This window comes from Cupriavidus sp. 22TCCZM01-5 (assembly GCF_057798915.1).
Genome location: NZ_JBYOJR010000001.1, coordinates 281,379 through 297,991, shown reverse-complemented (window position 1 = coordinate 297,991; position 16,613 = coordinate 281,379). Strand labels below are relative to the sequence as shown.

Below are 16,613 nucleotides of genomic sequence, written 5' to 3'. Positions count from 1 at the left end.
CGCCAAACGGCATCGGGCGATTCCGGAAACTGCCCCGAAAGATGCTGTTACACCGTTTACAAAGCGCCTGTCATCGCCGCGGGCGGCCGGGGCATTGGTGCAGGCAGGCCGGTTCACCGCTTGGTGCCGACCGACCCGGAACAACAAGCCACCCAGGAGAATCTGATGCCCCAATCGCGTGCCCGTACCCTGCGCACTACCTTGCTGATCGGCGCCGGCGTTGTCGCCGCCGCTGCGTCCACGTTCGCCATGGCGCAAGCGCCGGCCGTCACTAACGCTATCCAGCGCGACGTCAACCAGCAGCAGCGTATCGAGAACGGCTTGAAATCCGGCGCCCTGACCACCCGCGAAGCCTCGAGCCTGGAAAAGCAGGAAGCCCGGGTCGACCACATGGAATCGAACGCCATGAAGAACGGCTCGGTCTCGCCACGCGAGCAGGCGTCGATCCAGCGTGCCGAGAACCGCGTCAGCCAGGACATCTCGCGTGACACGCACAACGGCCAGCTCGGGAACCCGGCCAGCGCATCGTCGCAGCGCATGCAAGCCGACGTCCAGCGCAATATCAACCAGCAGGAACGCATCCGCAATGGCGTCCAGAACGGCTCGCTGACCGATCGCGAAGCCGCCGGCCTGGAACGAGGCCAGGCGCATGTGGACAAGCGCGAGGCGCGCGCCGGCCGCAACGGTCACGTCGGTGCGGGCGAGCAAGGCCGCATCATGGGTGCCGAGGACCGCGCGAGCGGCAACATCTACCGCGAAAAGCACAACGGCCATCGCCGCGGCTGACGCAGCCTGGGAATGGCGGCGGCGCTGCCCGGCTCAGTCTGGCCGGCGGCGCCAGACCTGCCAGCGCTCCTGCCCTTCGAAGACCGGCAGGGGCGCTGCGGACGGACGGTCATCGATACGCTCGAAGGCGGGCCCGAGCAGGGCATCCAGCTCGGACGCCGGCATGGCGAACGGCGGCCCGCCGCGCTTGTCGCCCAGGAAGAAATAGCCAGCCAGCAGGCCGCCGGGCGGCAACAGGGCGGCCACGCGTTCGGCATAGGCCTCGCGCAATGCCGGGGGCAGCGCGCAGAGGAAAGCGCGCTCATAGATCAGCTCGCAGCGCGGCTGCGGCGTGAAGGCGAAGAAGTCCGCTTCGCGCACGATGGTCCCAGCCGGGCCCAGCGCGCGGCGCGCCGAGGCGACGGCCTGCGGCGAAAAGTCGATGGCCGTGACCGGCCAGCCGCGCTCGAACAGCCAGCCCGCTTCCCAGCCGTTGCCGCAGCCCGGTACCAGCGTCGGGCACGGCGCCTTGTTCTCGACGAACTGCTGGAACTCGACCGGCACGCCCTGCAGGTCCCAGGGCGTGAAGCCCTGTTCGAAGCGTTCGTCCCAGAACGCCGGATCCGCCGCATTGCGGGTGGTGAAAGACGGCGGGCTGGGTGCCTTGTCGGCCGGGTTCATGACGTCTCTCCTGCGATCTACCAGTAGCCAGTCCACGCCAGCACATGCGTCAGCACGATGCCGGCGACGAAGCCGCCGACCAGCAGCAGCACGGTGCCGATCAGGCGGTTGGTGCGGCGCTGTTCCGTCACCAGCATGGCCAGCAGCCGTTCCTGTTCGCCATTGGTGTTCAGCGCGCGGCGCTCCAGGAACTGGTGCGCCAGGCGCGGGAAATCGGGCAGCATCTTGGCCCACAGCGGCGCCTCGACCTTGACCCGCTCCCACGCGCCCTTCCAACCCACCTGCTCGTGCATCCAGCGTTCCAGGAAGGGCTTCGCCGTTTTCCACAGGTCCAGGTCCGGGTCGAGCTGGCGGCCCAGGCCTTCGATATTGAGCAGCGTCTTCTGCAGCAGCACCAGTTGCGGCTGGATCTCGACGTTAAAGCGGCGCGAGGTCTGGAACAGGCGCATCAGCACCATGCCAAGGGAGATTTCCTTGAGCGGCTTGTCGAAGTACGGCTCGCAGCATGCACGCACCGCGCTTTCGAGCTCTTCCACGCGCGTATCGGGCGGCACCCAGCCGGATTCCACGTGCAGCAGCGCCACGCGGTGGTAGTCGCGGCGGAAGAAGGCAATGAAGTTCTGCGCGAGATAGTTCTTGTCGAACTCCGACAGTGCGCCAACGATGCCGAAGTCGAGCGCGATATAGCGGCCGAAGGTCTCCGGCTGCACCGAAACGAGGATGTTGCCGGGGTGCATGTCGGCGTGGAAGAAGCCGTCGCGGAACACCTGCGTGAAGAAGATCTCCACGCCCTCTTCCGCGAGCTGGTGCATGTCGACACCGGCGGCCTTGAGCGATTCGCTGCGCGAGATCGGGATGCCGTGCATGCGCTCCATCACGAACACCGTGCTGCTGCACCAGTCCCAGAACACTTCGGGCACCAGCAGCAGGCTGGTATCGGCGAAATTGCGGCGCAGCTGGCTGGCGTTGGCCGCCTCGATCATCAGGTCCAGCTCGTCATGCAGGTATTTGTCGAACTCGGCCACCACCTCGCGCGGCTTCAGGCGCTTGCCGTCGGCCCAGAAGCGCTCCAGCCAGGTGGCCAGGTCGCGCATCAGCGCCAGGTCGCTGTCGATCACCGGCAGCATGCCCGGGCGCAGCACCTTCACCGCGACCTCGCGGCCATGGTTCGGGCCGCCCTTCAGCGTGGCGAAGTGCACCTGGGCGATCGACGCGCTGGCCACGGGCTGGTGCTCGAAGGTATCGAAGAGATCGTCGAGCCTTCGGCCCAGCGAGCGCTCGATGATCCTGACCGCCACCGCCGAATCGAACGGCGGCACCTGGTCCTGCAGCAGCGCCAGTTCGTCGGCAATGTCCGGCGGCATCAGGTCGCGCCGGGTGGACAGCACCTGGCCGAACTTGACGAAGATCGGTCCGAGCTTGGTCAGCGCCAGCCGCAGGCGCTCGCCGCGCGGCATGTCCAGCTTGCGCCCGATGGTCATGACGCGGACCAGGAAGCGGATCTTGCGGTTCTGGAAACCGGACAGCACGAGCTCGTCCAGGCCGTAGTACAGGATGACGAAGAGGATCTTGCCGAGGCGCAGAAGGCGGGTCATGCGACGGAATTCAGGGAACGGTGGCGCTGCGCGAAACGCGCGGCAGCAATAAATGGCGTCATGCCGGCGGCACGATCAGCGATGGGCCGACGGCAGCACCGTCGATCCGGCGGGACGGGCGCGCTCAAGCCGCTCCAGACGCTTCTCGAGGCGGGCCAGGTCGTCGCGCAGGCGGCCCACGTCGGTGCCGAAGTCGTCGAGCGCGACGTGGCGCACGAGCGTCGGCTTTTCGTCGAGCAGGTATTCCGTGACATTTTCCACGAGCGTGCGGCCCACGCGCGTGGCCTGCTCATGGAGCTCGCGCGCGCCGTCGACCATGCGCTGGGCGAGGCTGTCGCTGACCGGCCCGCCCAGGATCCCGCGAAAGGCCCGCGACAGGTCCTCGGCCGCGTCCCAGCGCAGGTTGCGCGCGAGCATCGAAACCGTGTTGGCCAGCTCCGCGTCGCCCTCGATGCGGACATGGCGCATGGCCGCCGCCTGGCCGCCGTCCGCCACGTCGGCGGCAACGAGCGGCCATTGCTGCAGCGGTACGAGAATCGTGACCGCCGGTGCTTCGGCGGCGGGCGCGAGTTCGGTGGCGCCGTCCTCGGTCACGCGCAGCGACAGCGCAAACGCAGCCGCGTCGAGGCGGACCACGCGGCCGGCAAACGCGGCCAGCTGGCCGCGAGCCCAGGGTTCCTGCTCGAGCAGGTGGTTCAGCGCGACAACGGCTGGCGCGGCCAGGGCGGAAGGCAGAGGATTCATGGCAATGAGCGTGCTGGGCACGGCTGGACGGGCAGGCCTGGCTCAGGTAGGTGGCACAGGCCAGGCACCGCTTCCAAACGGAAAAGGCCCGCGCTTTCGCGCGGGCCTCCATTCTAAGCTACTCCCCGCCGGCGTCACTGCCGTGGGGCATAGCCGGCACTCAGGATTCCTGCTGGATGCCTGCCAGTAGCCAGCCGCCCGAGCCGGAAACCGGCTTGGCCAGGTTCCAGACCTCGGCAAACGGCTGCGCCGCTTCACCGGCGCGCTCGCGGATCATGCCCGAGAATCGCACGCTGGCCAGGTGCTGGTTCGGCGAGGATTCGATGCCCAGCATCTGCGCCTCCAGCGTGACCACATCGGTCTTGTTGACCTCGGTGCCACGGTCGGCCAGGTCCATCTTGATCTCGGCGAACATTTCCGGCGTCGTGAACTCGCGGATATCGTCGAGGTTGCCGGCATCCCAGGCCGCCTGCAGGCGCACGAAGTGGACCTTGGCGTTGCGCAGGAAGGCATCGGTATCGAAGTCGGCGGGCACGCCCCAGGGCTGCTGAGCCACGGCATCGCCCGCGACCGCGGCGGCGCCGGCGGCCGGCATCACAGGATTGGCGGCCGGGGAGTACGGCTCCTGCTGGCGCAGCATCGGCTCGGCGTTGCCGCCCAGGCCACCCGCACTGCCGGCGCCGGCGTAGGCCGGCTGCTGGCCGCGCTGGCTGCCGCCACGGAACTTGCGGATCAGCCAGATCGCCACGAACGCGACCAGCGCGATCAGGATCAGGTTGGACAGGAAGCCCGCCATTGCACCGCCCAGGCCGAAGTGCGACAGCAGCGCGCCAATACCGAGGCCGGCGGCGATACCGCCCAGGATGCCGCCCCAGTTGCGCTTGGGCTTGGCCGCGGCCGCGGCTGCGCCGGCAGCCCCGGCGGTGGCCGGCGCTGCCTGCTGCGCGGGTTGCTGGGCCGGTTGTTGCGAAGGTGTCTGCTGTGCGGGCGCCTGCTGGCGTTGCTGCGTCACGTTGGACGATTGCTTGCCGATGCTGCGCGAGCCGCCCATGCGCTTGGCATTGGCGTCCAGCGCCACGCCGAGCGCGATCGCGGCAATCAGCGACCCCACCAGGAATTTTCCGCGAAGTGATGACATATTCAGTAATCCCCTGTCAGTTTCCGCTTAAATCCGGTCTCTAACGCCGAATTCAAGCCAGGAATGGCGATTTAATACTTGCGCCCGACGTGGAGCGCCACCACTCCGGCCGTCAGATTGAAGTATTCGACATTCTCCAGCCCCACTTGTTCCATCAAGCGTACAAGTGAGTCCTGGTCTGGATGCATTCTGATCGATTCCGCCAGATAGCGATAGCTAGGGGCATCCCCCGCCACCTTCTGCCCGAGCCACGGCAGCACCTTGAAGGAATAGATATCGTAGGCCTTCTCCAGCGGTTTCCATACCTTGGAGAACTCCAGCACCATGACCTTGCCGCCGGGCTTCACCACACGGCGCATCTCGGCCAGGGCGGCGTCCTTGTGGGTCATGTTGCGCAGGCCGAAGGCCACCGTGACCAGGTCGAAGTAGTTGTCCGGGAACGGGATGTGCTCGGCGTCGCACAGCGCCACCGGCGTGACGATGCCCTTGTCGAGCAGGCGGTCGCGCCCCACGCGCAGCATCGACTCGTTGACGTCGGTCAGCCAGACCTGGCCGGTCGGGCCGGCCTGCTTCGCGAATGCCTTGGCCAGGTCGCCGGTACCGCCGGCGATGTCCAGGACCTTATGGCCCGGGCGCACATTGGCCTGGGCGATGGTGAACATCTTCCACAGCCGGTGCATGCCGCCCGACATCAGGTCGTTCATCACGTCATATTTGCTGGCGACCGAATGGAACACGCCGGCGACCTTGCCGGCCTTTTCCGCTTCGTCGACCTTCTCGAACCCGAAGTGGGTTTCGCTCATATCTCAGACTCCAGGTACAGATCAGTGATGATGGCCGCAGCCATGGCCGCCGGGCGCCGCCATGGGCGTGTCGCGATCGACGCCGGCGGCTTCCAGGCGCTTCAGGTAGTCGGCCCACAGCGCATCCTGCTGGTCGCCGAGGCGGTACAGCAGTTCCCAGGAATAGATGCCGGTATCGTGGCCGTCGCTGAAGCGGATCTGGATGGCGTAGTTGCCCACGGGCTCGACCGCGGCAATGCCGACCTCGCGCTTGCCGGTCTGCAGCACTTCCTGGCCGGGGCCGTGTCCCTGCACCTCGGCCGACGGCGAATACACGCGCAGCAGCTCGAACGGCAGCCGGAAGCTGCGCCCGTTGTCGAAGCCGACTTCAAGCACGCGCGACTGCGTGTGCACCGTCAGCGCGGTGGGATGGGGAGTATCTTTTTCGAGGCCTGCCATAGTGGGTGCGCCGGCGCGGGCGCCTGGTGGGTTGGCGTGACGCGGTTCGCGCTCACGCCTCGCATACGACCCGATAGCTTACCGCAGCGCCCCCGCCTTGCCCATCTTGGGTGCCGGCGCCGTCATCGGGCACATAGCGCAGGCGGCGGCCATGGAATGCCGCGACGGTGCTGCGGTGCGCGATGCTGACGATCGCCGCGTCGGGCAGCGCCTCGACCATCAGGCGATACATGATGCCCTCGGTTTCCTCGTCAAGCGCGCTGGTGGCCTCGTCCAGGAACAGGTAGCGGGGCTTCTGCAGCAGCGCGCGGGCAAAGGCCAGGCGCTGCTGCTCGCCGGGCGACAGCCGCAGCGACCAGTTGTCGAATACGTCGAGCTGGTCCACGAGTTGCTGCAGGCGGGCCTGCCGCAACACGGCCTGCAGCGCCTCGGCGGCATGGGCCGTGCCTGCGTCCGGGTAGGCGAGCGCATCGGCCAGCGTGCCGATCGGCAGGTAGCTGCGCTGTGGCAGGAACAGCGTGCGCGCGTCGGCCGGCATCGTGATGGTGCCGCTGCCATACGGCCAGATTCCGGCCAGCGCGCGGAACAGCACGCTCTTGCCGCAGCCGGAGGGCCCGCTCACGAGCCAGCGCTCGCCCGGCGCGATGGCCAGTGAAAACGGCGCCACCAGCGCGCGCTGACCGACGCTCGCGCCGCGTTGCGCGCGCACCGGCAGCGCCAGGCCCAGGCCCTCGACACGGATGCCCTCCTGCGGCGCGCCGGTATGTTCGACCTCGATATCGCGCACGCCGGTATGCGCCTGGTCCTGCCGCTCGGCCACGCGGATCGCCTCCTGGAAATCGATCAGGCGGTTGGCCGCGGCCTTCCAGCCCACCAGCGTGGCGTAGCTGTCCACGAACCACGACAGCGCGCCCTGCACCTGGCCGAAGGCCGAGCTGGTCTGCATCAGGCCGCCGAGCGTCATCTTGCCGGCGAAGTAGCGCGGCGCCGCCACCAGGATCGGGAAGATGATCGCGAACTGCGCATAACCCGAACTCACGAAGGTCAGCCGCCGCGTATAGCGCATGAGCTGGTTCCAGTTTGCGCGGATGCGGTCGAAGCGCGCGCGCAGGCCAGCCTGCTCGGTCGGTTCGCCGCGGTACAGCGCCACGGGTTCGCTGTTCTCGCGCAGGCGCACCAGCGTGAAACGGAAATCCGCCTCGTACTGTTCCTGCTGGAAATTCAGGCCGATCAGCGGCCGTCCGACGATATGCGCGATCAGCGAGCCGATCACCGCGTAGCCCGCGGCGAACCACACCATATAGCCCGGGATCACGATCTCGTTGCCGCCCAGCGCAAGACTGATCGGGCCAGAGACCGTCCACAGGATGCCGACAAAGGACAGCAGCGTCACCACCGAATTGAGCAGCCCCAGCGACAGCGACAGCGCGCCGTCGGTGAACTGGCGCAGGTCGTCGGAAATCCGCTGGTCAGGGTTGTCGGTGGTGTGCGTCTGCTCGATCCGGTAGTACGCCTGGTGCCCCATCCAGTGGCCCATGAACCGGCCCGTCATCCAGGTACGCCAGCGCATCTGCAGCATCATCGTGTAGTACTGGCGCGAGATCGCGGCGACGATAAAGAACGCCGCGATCCACGAGAAGCGCAGCAGCAGCACCTTGAACGAGGCGTAGTCGCGCTGCTCCAGCGCGTTGTAGAACACGCGGTTCCACTCGTTGAGCAGCACGTTGATATAGACGATGCCCAGGTTGAGCGCCACCACCAGGGTCAGCAGGCCGAGCCCCGCCTTGCGGTCTTCGGACTTCCAGTAAGGCTTGATCAGCGCCCAGGTCGCGGCCATGCGCAGCCGGCTCTGGATCTTGAGGGCCCGTGCGGGAACGGCCGGGCCCGGTACGGTGACGGATGTCGGGGTCGAGGACATAGCGGCAGCGGTTCGCCCGCTGCGCAGCCGCGGCGGACTTGTTCTTTTGGGGGAAGAGGCGGCGCGGATGGCCGCCGCATCGACAACAGGATTCAGACGCGTCCACGCGGGCGTGGGTTCCGCGCCGGCATCCTACCTCACGCAGCGGGCCGTCAGGTGCCGTGTTCAGGCGTCGGTGTCCAGCACGGAAAGTGCCGTACGCAGCGCCGGCAACCGGCTGGCCAGTTCGGCCACGCGCGCCGCGTCGGCAGCACGCTGGGGTGCCGCCCAGATCGCCTCGGGGAAATGCGTGTCCCAGCGGTAGCGCGGAATGATGTGCCAGTGCAGGTGCGGGACCATATTGCCGAACGCGGCCAGGTTGACCTTGTCCGGCGTCATGACCTCGCGCACCACGCGCTCGACGCGCGCCACCAGACGCATCAGCCAGGCCTGGTCGCCATCGTCCAGGTCGGTCAGCTCGGCCGCATGGTCGTTCCAGACGATGCGGCAGAAGCCGGGGAAGCGGTCGTGCTCGACCAGGATCACGCGGGCGCGGTCACCCATCCAGACGAGTTCGCCGCCGTCGGCTTCGCACAGCGTGCAACCCGGTGTGCGCGTCACACTAGCACCCGCTCGATGCCGCCGGCGTTGGCCTTGGCCACATACTCGGGCATCCAGTTCTCGCCCAGCAGATGCTTCGCCATTTCCACGACGATGTAGTCGGCCTGTACCGACGCATCCTCGTTATAGCGCGACAGCCCCTGCAGGCACGACGGGCAGCTGGTCAGGATCTTGACGTCGCCGCTGAAGCCGTCGGCGCGCAGCTTGTCGGCGCCCTTGGTCATCTCCTCTTCCTTGCGGAAGCGGATCTGGGTCGAGACATCCGGGCGGGTCACCGCCAGCGTGCCGGACTCCCCGCAGCAGCGCTCGTTCTTCTCGATCTTGCCGGCGCCCGCGTTGCCGCCCATCAGGTCATTGACCAGCTTGGTCGGGTCCATGGTCTTGATCGGGGTGTGGCAGGGGTCGTGGTACATGTAGCGCGTACCGGTCACGCCCTCGAGCTTCACGCCCTTTTCCAGCAGGTATTCGTGGATGTCGATGATGCGGCAGCCCGGGAAGATCTTCTCGAATTCATAGCCGGCGAGCTGGTCGTAGCACGTGCCGCAGCTGACCACCACCGTCTTGATGTCGAGGTAGTTCAGCGTATTGGCCACGCGGTGGAACAGCACGCGGTTGTCGGTGACCATCTTCTCGGCCTTGTCGTACTGGCCGTTGCCGCGCTGCGGATAGCCGCAGCACAGGTAGCCCGGCGGCAGCACGGTCTGCACGCCCACATGCCACAGCATCGCCTGCGTGGCCAGGCCGACTTGCGAGAACAGCCGCTCCGAGCCGCAGCCCGGGAAGTAGAACACCGCCTCCGACTCGGGCGTGGTCGCCTTCGGGTCGCGGATGATCGGCACAATCTCGCTGTCCTCGATATCGAGCAGCGCGCGCGCGGTCTTCTTGGGCAGGTTGCCCGGCATCTTCTTGTTGATGAAGTGGATCACCTGCTCGCGCACCGGCGGCTTGCCCACGGTGGCGGGCGGATGCGCGGTCTGCTTCTTCGCGAACTTCTTCAGCACCTCGTTGCCCAGGCGCTGCGCCTTGTAGCCCCAGTCGATCATGACCTTGCGGGTCAGGTTGATCGTTTCCGGGCTGGTGGCGTTCAGGAAGAACATCGACGCGGCTGTGCCGGGGTTGAACTTCTTCTGCCCCATCTTGCGCAGCAGGTTGCGCATGTTCATCGACACGTCGCCGAAGTCGATCTTCACCGGGCACGGCGTCGCGCACTTGTGGCACACCGTGCAGTGATCGGCCACGTCCGAGAACTCGTCCCAGTGCTTGATCGACACGCCGCGGCGGGTCTGCTCCTCGTACAGGAAGGCCTCGACCAGCAGCGAAGTCGCCAGGATCTTGTTGCGCGGGCTGTACAGCAGGTTGGCGCGCGGCACGTGCGTGGCGCACACCGGCTTGCACTTGCCGCAGCGCAGGCAGTCCTTGACGCTGTCGGCAATGGCGCCGATGTCGCTCTGCTGCATGATGATGGACTCATGTCCCATCAGGCCGAACGACGGCGTGTATGCATTGCGCAGGTCCGCGCCCGGCAGCAGCTTGCCCTTGTTGAAACGGCCCTGCGGATCGACCTTCTGCTTGTAGACGCGGAAGTCGCCGATCTCTTCCTCGGTCAGGAACTCGAGCTTGGTGATGCCGATGCCGTGCTCGCCGGAAATCACGCCGTCGAGCGAGCGCGCCAGGTCCATGATGCGGGCCACCGCGCGGTGGGCATCCTGGAGCATCTCGTAGTTGTCGGAGTTGACCGGGATATTGGTGTGCACGTTGCCGTCGCCGGCGTGCATGTGCAGCGCCACGAACACACGGCCGCGCAACACCTCCTTGTGGATCGCCTGCGCCTCGTCGAGGATCGGCTTGAACTCGCCGCCATTGAAGATCTTGCGCAGCTCGGCGCGCACTTCGCCCTTCCAGGACACGCGGATGGTGCGGTCCTGCAGCAGGTGGAACACATTGGCATCCGGCTGCTGCGCCAGGCGCGCGTCGAAGGCCTGGCCGAGCAGGCCCAGGCCGTGCCCGATCAGCGACGCCTTGGCGGTGGCCAGCGGCGTGTCGAGGTGGTCCTGCAGGTAGCGCCAGCGCGCGCGGATCTCGCGCAGCAGCGTGAGCGCGTGCTGCACGCGGTCTTCGAGCAGTTCGGCGCTCGGGATCTCGTTGGCGTCGTCGCTGCGGCCGAGCGGCAGGTTGCCGCGCGCGAAGAAGGCCTCGAGCGCGTCGACCAGCGCTAGCTTGTTCTTGATCGACAGTTCGATGTTGATGCGCTCGATGCCGTCGGTGTACTCGCCCATGCGCGGCAGCGGGATCACCACGTCTTCATTGATCTTGAAGGCGTTGGTATGCCGCGCGATGGCGGCGGTGCGCGAACGGTCGAGCCAGAATTTCTTGCGGGCCTCGGGGCTCACGGCGATAAAGCCTTCGCCGCTCTTGCCGTTGGCCATGCGGATCACTTCCGAAGTGGCGCGCGCCACGGCGTCTTCATCGTCGCCGACGATGTCGCCGATCAGCACCATCTTCGGGAAGGCGTTGCGCTTGCTCTTGGTGGCGTAGCCGACCGCGCGCAGGTAGCGCTCGTCCAGGTGCTCCAGGCCGGCAAGGATGGCGCCGCCCGGCTTTTTCGACTCGGCGTCGAGGAAGTCCTTGATCTCGACGATGCTCGGAATCGCATCGCGCGCCTGGCCGAAGAACTCCAGGCACACGGTACGGATGAACTTCGGCATGCGGTGCAGGATCCAGCGCGCGCTGGTGATGATGCCGTCGCAGCCTTCCTTCTGCACGCCGGGCAGGCCCGCCAGGAACTTGTCGGTAACGTCCTTGCCCAGGCCTTCCTTGCGGAACTTGCGGCCCTCGATCACGAGCGTCTCGGTGCGCAGCACCTTCTCGCCCGGCGCACGGTTGCCGTCGGACCACTTCAGCTCGAAGGTGGCGACCGGCACGTCGTGGATCTTGCCCAGGTTGTGGTCCAGGCGCGTGACTTCCAGCCAGTTGCCTTCCGGATCGACCATGCGCCACCAGGTCAGGTTGTCCAGCGCGGTGCCCCACAGCACGGCCTTCTTGCCACCGGCGTTCATGGCGACGTTGCCGCCGATGCACGATGCGTCGATCGAGGTCGGGTCCACCGCGAACACCAGGCCGGCCTTGTCGGCGGCGTCGGCCACGCGGCGCGTCACCACGCCGGCGCCAGAGAAGATGGTGGCAACCTTGTGCGAGACGCCCGGCATGTCGGTCTGCTCGACCGGGCCGAGCTGTTCCAGCTTCTCGGTATTGATGACCGCGCTCATCGGCGTCAGCGGCACGGCGCCGCCGGTATAGCCGGTGCCGCCCCCGCGCGGGATGATGGTCAGGCCGAGCTCGAAGCAGCCCTTGACCAGGCCGGCGATCTCTTCCTCGGTGTCCGGCGTCAGCACGACGAACGGATATTCCACGCGCCAGTCTGTAGCGTCGGTCACGTGCGAAACACGCGACAGGCCGTCGAACTTGATGTTGTCCTTCTGCGTGACGCGGCCCAGCACGCGCTGCGCGCGCTTGCGCAGGTCGTAGGCGGCGGCGAACTCGTTCTTGAAGTCCTCAACTGCCTGCTTGGCAAAGGCGACCAGTTGCTCCACGCGGTGCGAGCGGTCTTCGGCGGCCGGCTCGGCGTGCTCGGCACGGTCGGCGGCACGGCGCTTCTCGATCTCGCTCAGGCGGTGGTGCAGCGCGCTCACCAGCATCTGGCGGCGCTTGGGGTTCTCGAGCAGGTCGTCCTGCAGGTACGGGTTGCGGCGTACCACCCAGATATCGCCCAGCACCTCGTACAGCATGCGCGCCGAACGGCCGGTACGGCGCTCGCTGCGCAGTTCGTCCAGGATGCGCCAGGCCTCATCGCCCAGCAGGCGGATGACAATCTCGCGGTCCGAGAAGGACGTGTAGTTATAGGGAATTTCACGCAGGCGCGGCGGGGCGTCCTGCGCGGCCAGCTTGGCGTCGAGCACGAGTGGGGCGTTCATGGGGGGACCGCTTCCTGCTGCGCACTGGAGGTGTGCGCCGATCGTTCATTAAAGGGCGATTGTACTGCATGGCGCGGTTTCGCCGCACCGCAACACGGCACAACCCGAGTCGGAACAAGGGTTTAGCGCCGCTTTATGCGCCATGATCCACACAAGGATTCAGAACCACGCCCGGAAGATTTCGGCAATGTTGTGCCAAAAACTGTCAGGAATCCACAGCAGGCTGGCAGTCATGGCCAGATAGCGCAGGAATTTGCCGATCGCCATATAGGCCAGGCTCGGCCAGAACGACAGTCGCAGCCAACCCGCCAGAGTGCACAATGGATCACCAATGGCCGGCAACCACGATGCCAGCAGCGTGGGCGGGCCCAGCCGCCGCATCCAGTGGAAATAGCGCGCATCGAGCTTCGGCTTGGTGGGCTTGCGCACATGCTTGCGATGTTGGAGGTGTTCCTGCTCGTGCTCGCGCTCCTGGCGCCGCTTGCGGTAGCGCACCAGCGCGAGCTTGGCCGCATAGCCAAGCCACCAGTCGATGGCGCCGCCGGCCGTATTGCCGAGCGTGGCCACCACCACCGCCGGCCAGAACATGTGCGGATTGAGCTTGATATAGCCGAACACCGCCGGTTCCGAGCCGAGCGGCAGCAGCGTGGCCGACACCAGGCTGACGACGAAGATGGCGGGCAGGCCCACCTTGGGGAGGGCGACGATGTCGAACAGCCAGTCGAAGAAGGCTTCCATGTCGTGATGCCGGGTATCGGGTAGTGCCTGGGTGGCGTCAACCATTCTAGCCGCCCCCCTTTCGGGGCACGGGCAACCCGCATGGCAGCGCCCGGCGATTTGTGATTAACTGTTAGAGCCCGTCGCGGCCAAACGTTCGCGGCCGCCGGGAGTTTTCCTCCCGCACGGCAGTCGCCGTGGGCAGCACCGGCAGCACCAATATCACGAAATAGCCGTAGCAAACGGCAGTACCGCGTCGTGGCCAGTCCCGCGCTGTTTTTTTCGGGATTTCGGGGAGTTGGTCATGCGCGTCCACCCACATGGAGACAAGCATGCCGATTCCGATCCACCTGACGGTCAATGGCAAGGCCGTTGACGCGCAGGTAGAACCCAATACCCTCCTCGTCCAGTTCCTGCGCGACCAGTTGCGCCTGACCGGTACGCACGTCGGCTGCGATACCGCGCAGTGCGGCGCCTGCACGATCCACCTGGACGGACGCGCGGTCAAGTCCTGCAATATCCTCGCCGTGCAGGCCGATGGCGCCCAGGTCACGACGATCGAAGGACTGGCCGGCGACAAGATCGGCAATGGCCTGCATCCGATGCAGGAAGCCTTCCGCGAATGCCACGGCCTGCAATGCGGTTTTTGCACGCCGGGCATGGTCATGGCGGCCACCGCGCTGGTCAAGGCCCAGCCGGACGCCGATGCCACCGCCATCCGCCAGCAGCTCGAAGGCAACCTGTGCCGCTGCACGGGCTACCACAACATCGTCAAGGCCGTGCAGCAGGGCCAGGCCGCCATGCGCGCGGGCACCGCCGCGAGCGCAGAGTAAGGGAGCCCAGCCATGAACGCACCCGAATCGCAAAAATTCGTCGGCACGGCGGTCAAGCGCAAGGAAGACTTCCGCTTCCTGACCGGCAACGGCCAGTACACCGACGACATCGTGCTGCCGCAGCAGAGCTACGGCTACTTCCTGCGCTCGCCGCACGCGCATGCACGCATCAGGTCGATCGACAAGAGCGCCGCGCTGGCCTCGCCCGGCGTGATCGCCGTGCTGACCGGCGACGACATGGCCGCCGACAAGGTGGGCGGCCTGCCCTGCGGCTGGCTGATCCACAGCATCGACGGCTCGCCGATGAAAGAGCCGCCCCACCCCGTCATCGCGCAGGGCAAGGTACGCCATGTCGGCGACCAGGTGGCGCTGGTGGTGGCCGAAACGCTGATGCAGGCGAAGGATGCCGCCGAGAAGATCGAGGTCGACTACGAAGAGCTGCCCGCCGTCGTCAACGCCGCCGATGCCGCGACCGCCTCGACGCTCGTGCATGACGACGTGCCGGCCAATACCTGCTACACCTGGGGCCACGGCGACAAGGCCGCTACCGACGCCGCCTTTGCAAAAGCGGCGCACGTGATCACGCTCGATATCGTCAACAACCGGCTGATCCCGAACGCGATCGAGCCGCGCGCGGTCAACGCCAGCTACGCGCGCCAGGACGACAGCTATACCGTCTACGTGGCCAACCAGAACCCGCACGTGGAACGCCTGCTGATGGGCGCCTTCGTGCTGGGCCTGCCGGAATCGCGGCTGCGCATCATCGCGCCGGACGTTGGCGGCGGCTTCGGCTCCAAGATCTTCCTGTACCCGGAAGACGTGGCGCTGACCTGGGCGTCGAAAAAGGTCGGCCGGCCGATCAAGTGGACCGCAGAACGTTCGGAGTCGTTCCTGACCGACGCGCACGGGCGCGACCACGTGACCAGGGCCGAGCTGGCGCTCGACAGCGACGGCAAGTTCCTGGCCATGCGCGTGCACACCACCGCGAACATGGGCGCGTACCTGTCGACCTTCGCCAGCAGCGTGCCCACCATCCTCTACGCGACGCTGCTGGCCGGACAATACGCCACGCCCGCTATCTACGCCGAGGTGAAAGCGGTATTCACCAACACCGCGCCAGTGGACGCCTACCGCGGCGCCGGCCGGCCCGAGGCCACCTACGTGGTCGAGCGCCTGGTGGAAGCCGCCGCGCACGAGTTGAAGACGGACCCTGCCGAGCTGCGCCGGAAGAACTTCATCCGCCAGTTCCCGTACGCCACGCCAGTCGGCCTGACCTACGACACCGGCGACTACGAACCTTGCCTTGCACGCGCGCAGGAACTCGCGGACGTGAAGGGCTTTCCTGCCCGTCGCGACGAGGCGAAGCAACGCGGCAAGCTGCGCGGCCTCGGCTACTCCTGCTACATCGAAGCGTGCGGCCTGGCGCCGTCGAACATCGCCGGCGCACTGGGCGCGCGCGCGGGCCTGTTCGAGGTCGGCGAGATCCGCGTGCACCCGACCGGCACGGTGACCGTGTTCACCGGCTCGCACAGCCATGGCCAGGGCCACGAGACCACCTTCGCGCAGATCGTGGCGGACCGGCTCGGCATCGCGCTGGAATCGGTCGAGATCGTGCACGGCGATACCGGCCGCGTGCCGTTCGGCATGGGCACCTATGGCTCGCGCTCGCTCGCGGTGGGCGGCTCGGCGATCATGAAGGCGCTGGACAAGATCGAGGCCAAGGCCAAGAAGATCGCCGCGCACTTGCTGGAGGCGTCCGATGCCGACATCGAGTTCAGCGACGGCCTGTTCCGCGTGGCCGGCACCGACCGCACCAAGACCTTCGGCGAAGTCGCGCTGAGCGCGTACGTGCCACACAACTATCCGCTCGACAAGCTGGAGCCGGGCCTGAACGAGAACGCGTTCTACGATCCCACCAACTTCACGTATCCCTCGGGTGCCTATGTGTGCGAGGTGGAAGTCGATCCGGACACCGGCGAATCGCAGGTGGTGAAGTTCACCGCGGTCGACGACTTCGGCAACATCATCAACCCGATGATCGTCGAAGGCCAGGTACACGGCGGCATCGGCCAGGGCCTGGGCCAGGCCATGCTGGAGCAGTGCATTTACGACCGCGACAGCGGCCAGCTGCTGACCGGCTCCTACATGGACTACGCCATGCCGCGCGCGGCCGACCTGCCCGACTTCACCGTGGAAACGGCCAAGGGCACGCCCTGCACGCACAACCCGCTGGGCGTGAAGGGCTGCGGCGAGGCCGGCGCCATCGGCTCGCCGCCGGCTTTCATCAACGCGCTGGTCGATGCGCTGTCCCCGCTCGGCGTGAAGGACCTGCAGATGCCCGCCACGCCGCACCGCGTGTGGCAGGCCATCCAGGCCGCCGAGGCCGCCAAGCCCTGAGCCCGCCGACGAA

At 66.9% G+C, this 16,613-nt stretch carries 14 protein-coding genes; 3 read left to right on the top strand and 11 right to left on the bottom strand.

Annotated features, from left to right (window positions below):
• Positions 1-165: 165 nt before the first annotated feature.
• The gene (locus tag AC3FNH_RS01500; RefSeq protein WP_488718837.1) at positions 166-786 is read left to right on the top strand and encodes a hypothetical protein; all 621 of its coding nucleotides are present in this window, start codon (positions 166-168) and stop codon (positions 784-786) included.
• A gap of 33 nt (positions 787-819) precedes the next feature.
• On the opposite strand, the gene AC3FNH_RS01495 is transcribed toward AC3FNH_RS01500, so the two are convergent.
• The 11 genes from AC3FNH_RS01495 to AC3FNH_RS01445 all read right to left on the bottom strand — a co-directional run bounded on the left by AC3FNH_RS01495 (position 820) and on the right by AC3FNH_RS01445 (position 13,704).
• Complete coding sequence (locus AC3FNH_RS01495; protein WP_488718836.1) at positions 820-1,446, bottom strand: methyltransferase domain-containing protein; 627 nt, start codon at positions 1,444-1,446, stop codon at positions 820-822.
• 17 nt (positions 1,447-1,463) lie between these two features.
• On the bottom strand, positions 1,464-3,041 hold the full coding sequence (gene ubiB / locus AC3FNH_RS01490) for a ubiquinone biosynthesis regulatory protein kinase UbiB (protein ID WP_488718835.1): 1,578 nt from the start codon (positions 3,039-3,041) through the stop codon (positions 1,464-1,466).
• Positions 3,042-3,116: 75 nt separating this feature from the next.
• Positions 3,117-3,785 carry a ubiquinone biosynthesis accessory factor UbiJ gene (locus AC3FNH_RS01485; RefSeq protein WP_276099432.1) on the bottom strand — a complete coding sequence of 223 codons (669 nt, stop codon included), beginning with the start codon at positions 3,783-3,785 and terminating at the stop codon, positions 3,117-3,119.
• A 160-nt stretch (positions 3,786-3,945) separates the two neighbouring features.
• Positions 3,946-4,923: a Tim44 domain-containing protein gene (locus AC3FNH_RS01480; RefSeq protein WP_488718834.1), complete on the bottom strand. Its 978-nt coding sequence runs from the start codon at positions 4,921-4,923 to the stop codon at positions 3,946-3,948.
• Between the two features lie 71 nt (positions 4,924-4,994).
• The gene (gene ubiE / locus AC3FNH_RS01475; protein ID WP_488718833.1) at positions 4,995-5,726 is read right to left on the bottom strand and encodes a bifunctional demethylmenaquinone methyltransferase/2-methoxy-6-polyprenyl-1,4-benzoquinol methylase UbiE; all 732 of its coding nucleotides are present in this window, start codon (positions 5,724-5,726) and stop codon (positions 4,995-4,997) included.
• Between the two features lie 21 nt (positions 5,727-5,747).
• On the bottom strand, positions 5,748-6,164 hold the full coding sequence (locus AC3FNH_RS01470; protein WP_276099429.1) for a gamma-butyrobetaine hydroxylase family protein: 417 nt from the start codon (positions 6,162-6,164) through the stop codon (positions 5,748-5,750).
• A gap of 52 nt (positions 6,165-6,216) precedes the next feature.
• Complete coding sequence (locus AC3FNH_RS01465) at positions 6,217-8,082, bottom strand: ABC transporter ATP-binding protein/permease (RefSeq protein ID WP_276099428.1); 1,866 nt, start codon at positions 8,080-8,082, stop codon at positions 6,217-6,219.
• A gap of 165 nt (positions 8,083-8,247) precedes the next feature.
• Positions 8,248-8,682, bottom strand: coding sequence for an HIT family protein (locus AC3FNH_RS01460; RefSeq protein WP_488718832.1), 435 nt, complete (start codon positions 8,680-8,682; stop codon positions 8,248-8,250).
• The gene (locus AC3FNH_RS01455) at positions 8,679-12,653 is read right to left on the bottom strand and encodes a DUF3683 domain-containing protein (protein ID WP_488718831.1); all 3,975 of its coding nucleotides are present in this window, start codon (positions 12,651-12,653) and stop codon (positions 8,679-8,681) included. Before AC3FNH_RS01455 ends, AC3FNH_RS01460 begins: the two co-directional genes overlap by 4 nt.
• Before the next feature lie 159 nt (positions 12,654-12,812).
• Positions 12,813-13,391: a YqaA family protein gene (locus AC3FNH_RS01450; RefSeq protein ID WP_276100640.1), complete on the bottom strand. Its 579-nt coding sequence runs from the start codon at positions 13,389-13,391 to the stop codon at positions 12,813-12,815.
• 112 nt (positions 13,392-13,503) lie between these two features.
• Entirely contained in the window at positions 13,504-13,704 is a 201-nt protein-coding gene (locus AC3FNH_RS01445) for a hypothetical protein (RefSeq protein WP_276099425.1), read from the bottom strand.
• Here AC3FNH_RS01445 and AC3FNH_RS01440 point away from each other — a divergent pair.
• Positions 13,703-14,203, top strand: a complete 501-nt coding sequence (locus tag AC3FNH_RS01440) for a (2Fe-2S)-binding protein (RefSeq protein WP_488718830.1) — start codon at positions 13,703-13,705, stop codon at positions 14,201-14,203. The genes AC3FNH_RS01445 and AC3FNH_RS01440 overlap by 2 nt on opposite strands.
• Positions 14,204-14,215: 12 nt before the next feature.
• Positions 14,216-16,600: a xanthine dehydrogenase family protein molybdopterin-binding subunit gene (locus AC3FNH_RS01435; RefSeq protein ID WP_488718829.1), complete on the top strand. Its 2,385-nt coding sequence runs from the start codon at positions 14,216-14,218 to the stop codon at positions 16,598-16,600.
• Positions 16,601-16,613: the final 13 nt, after the last annotated feature.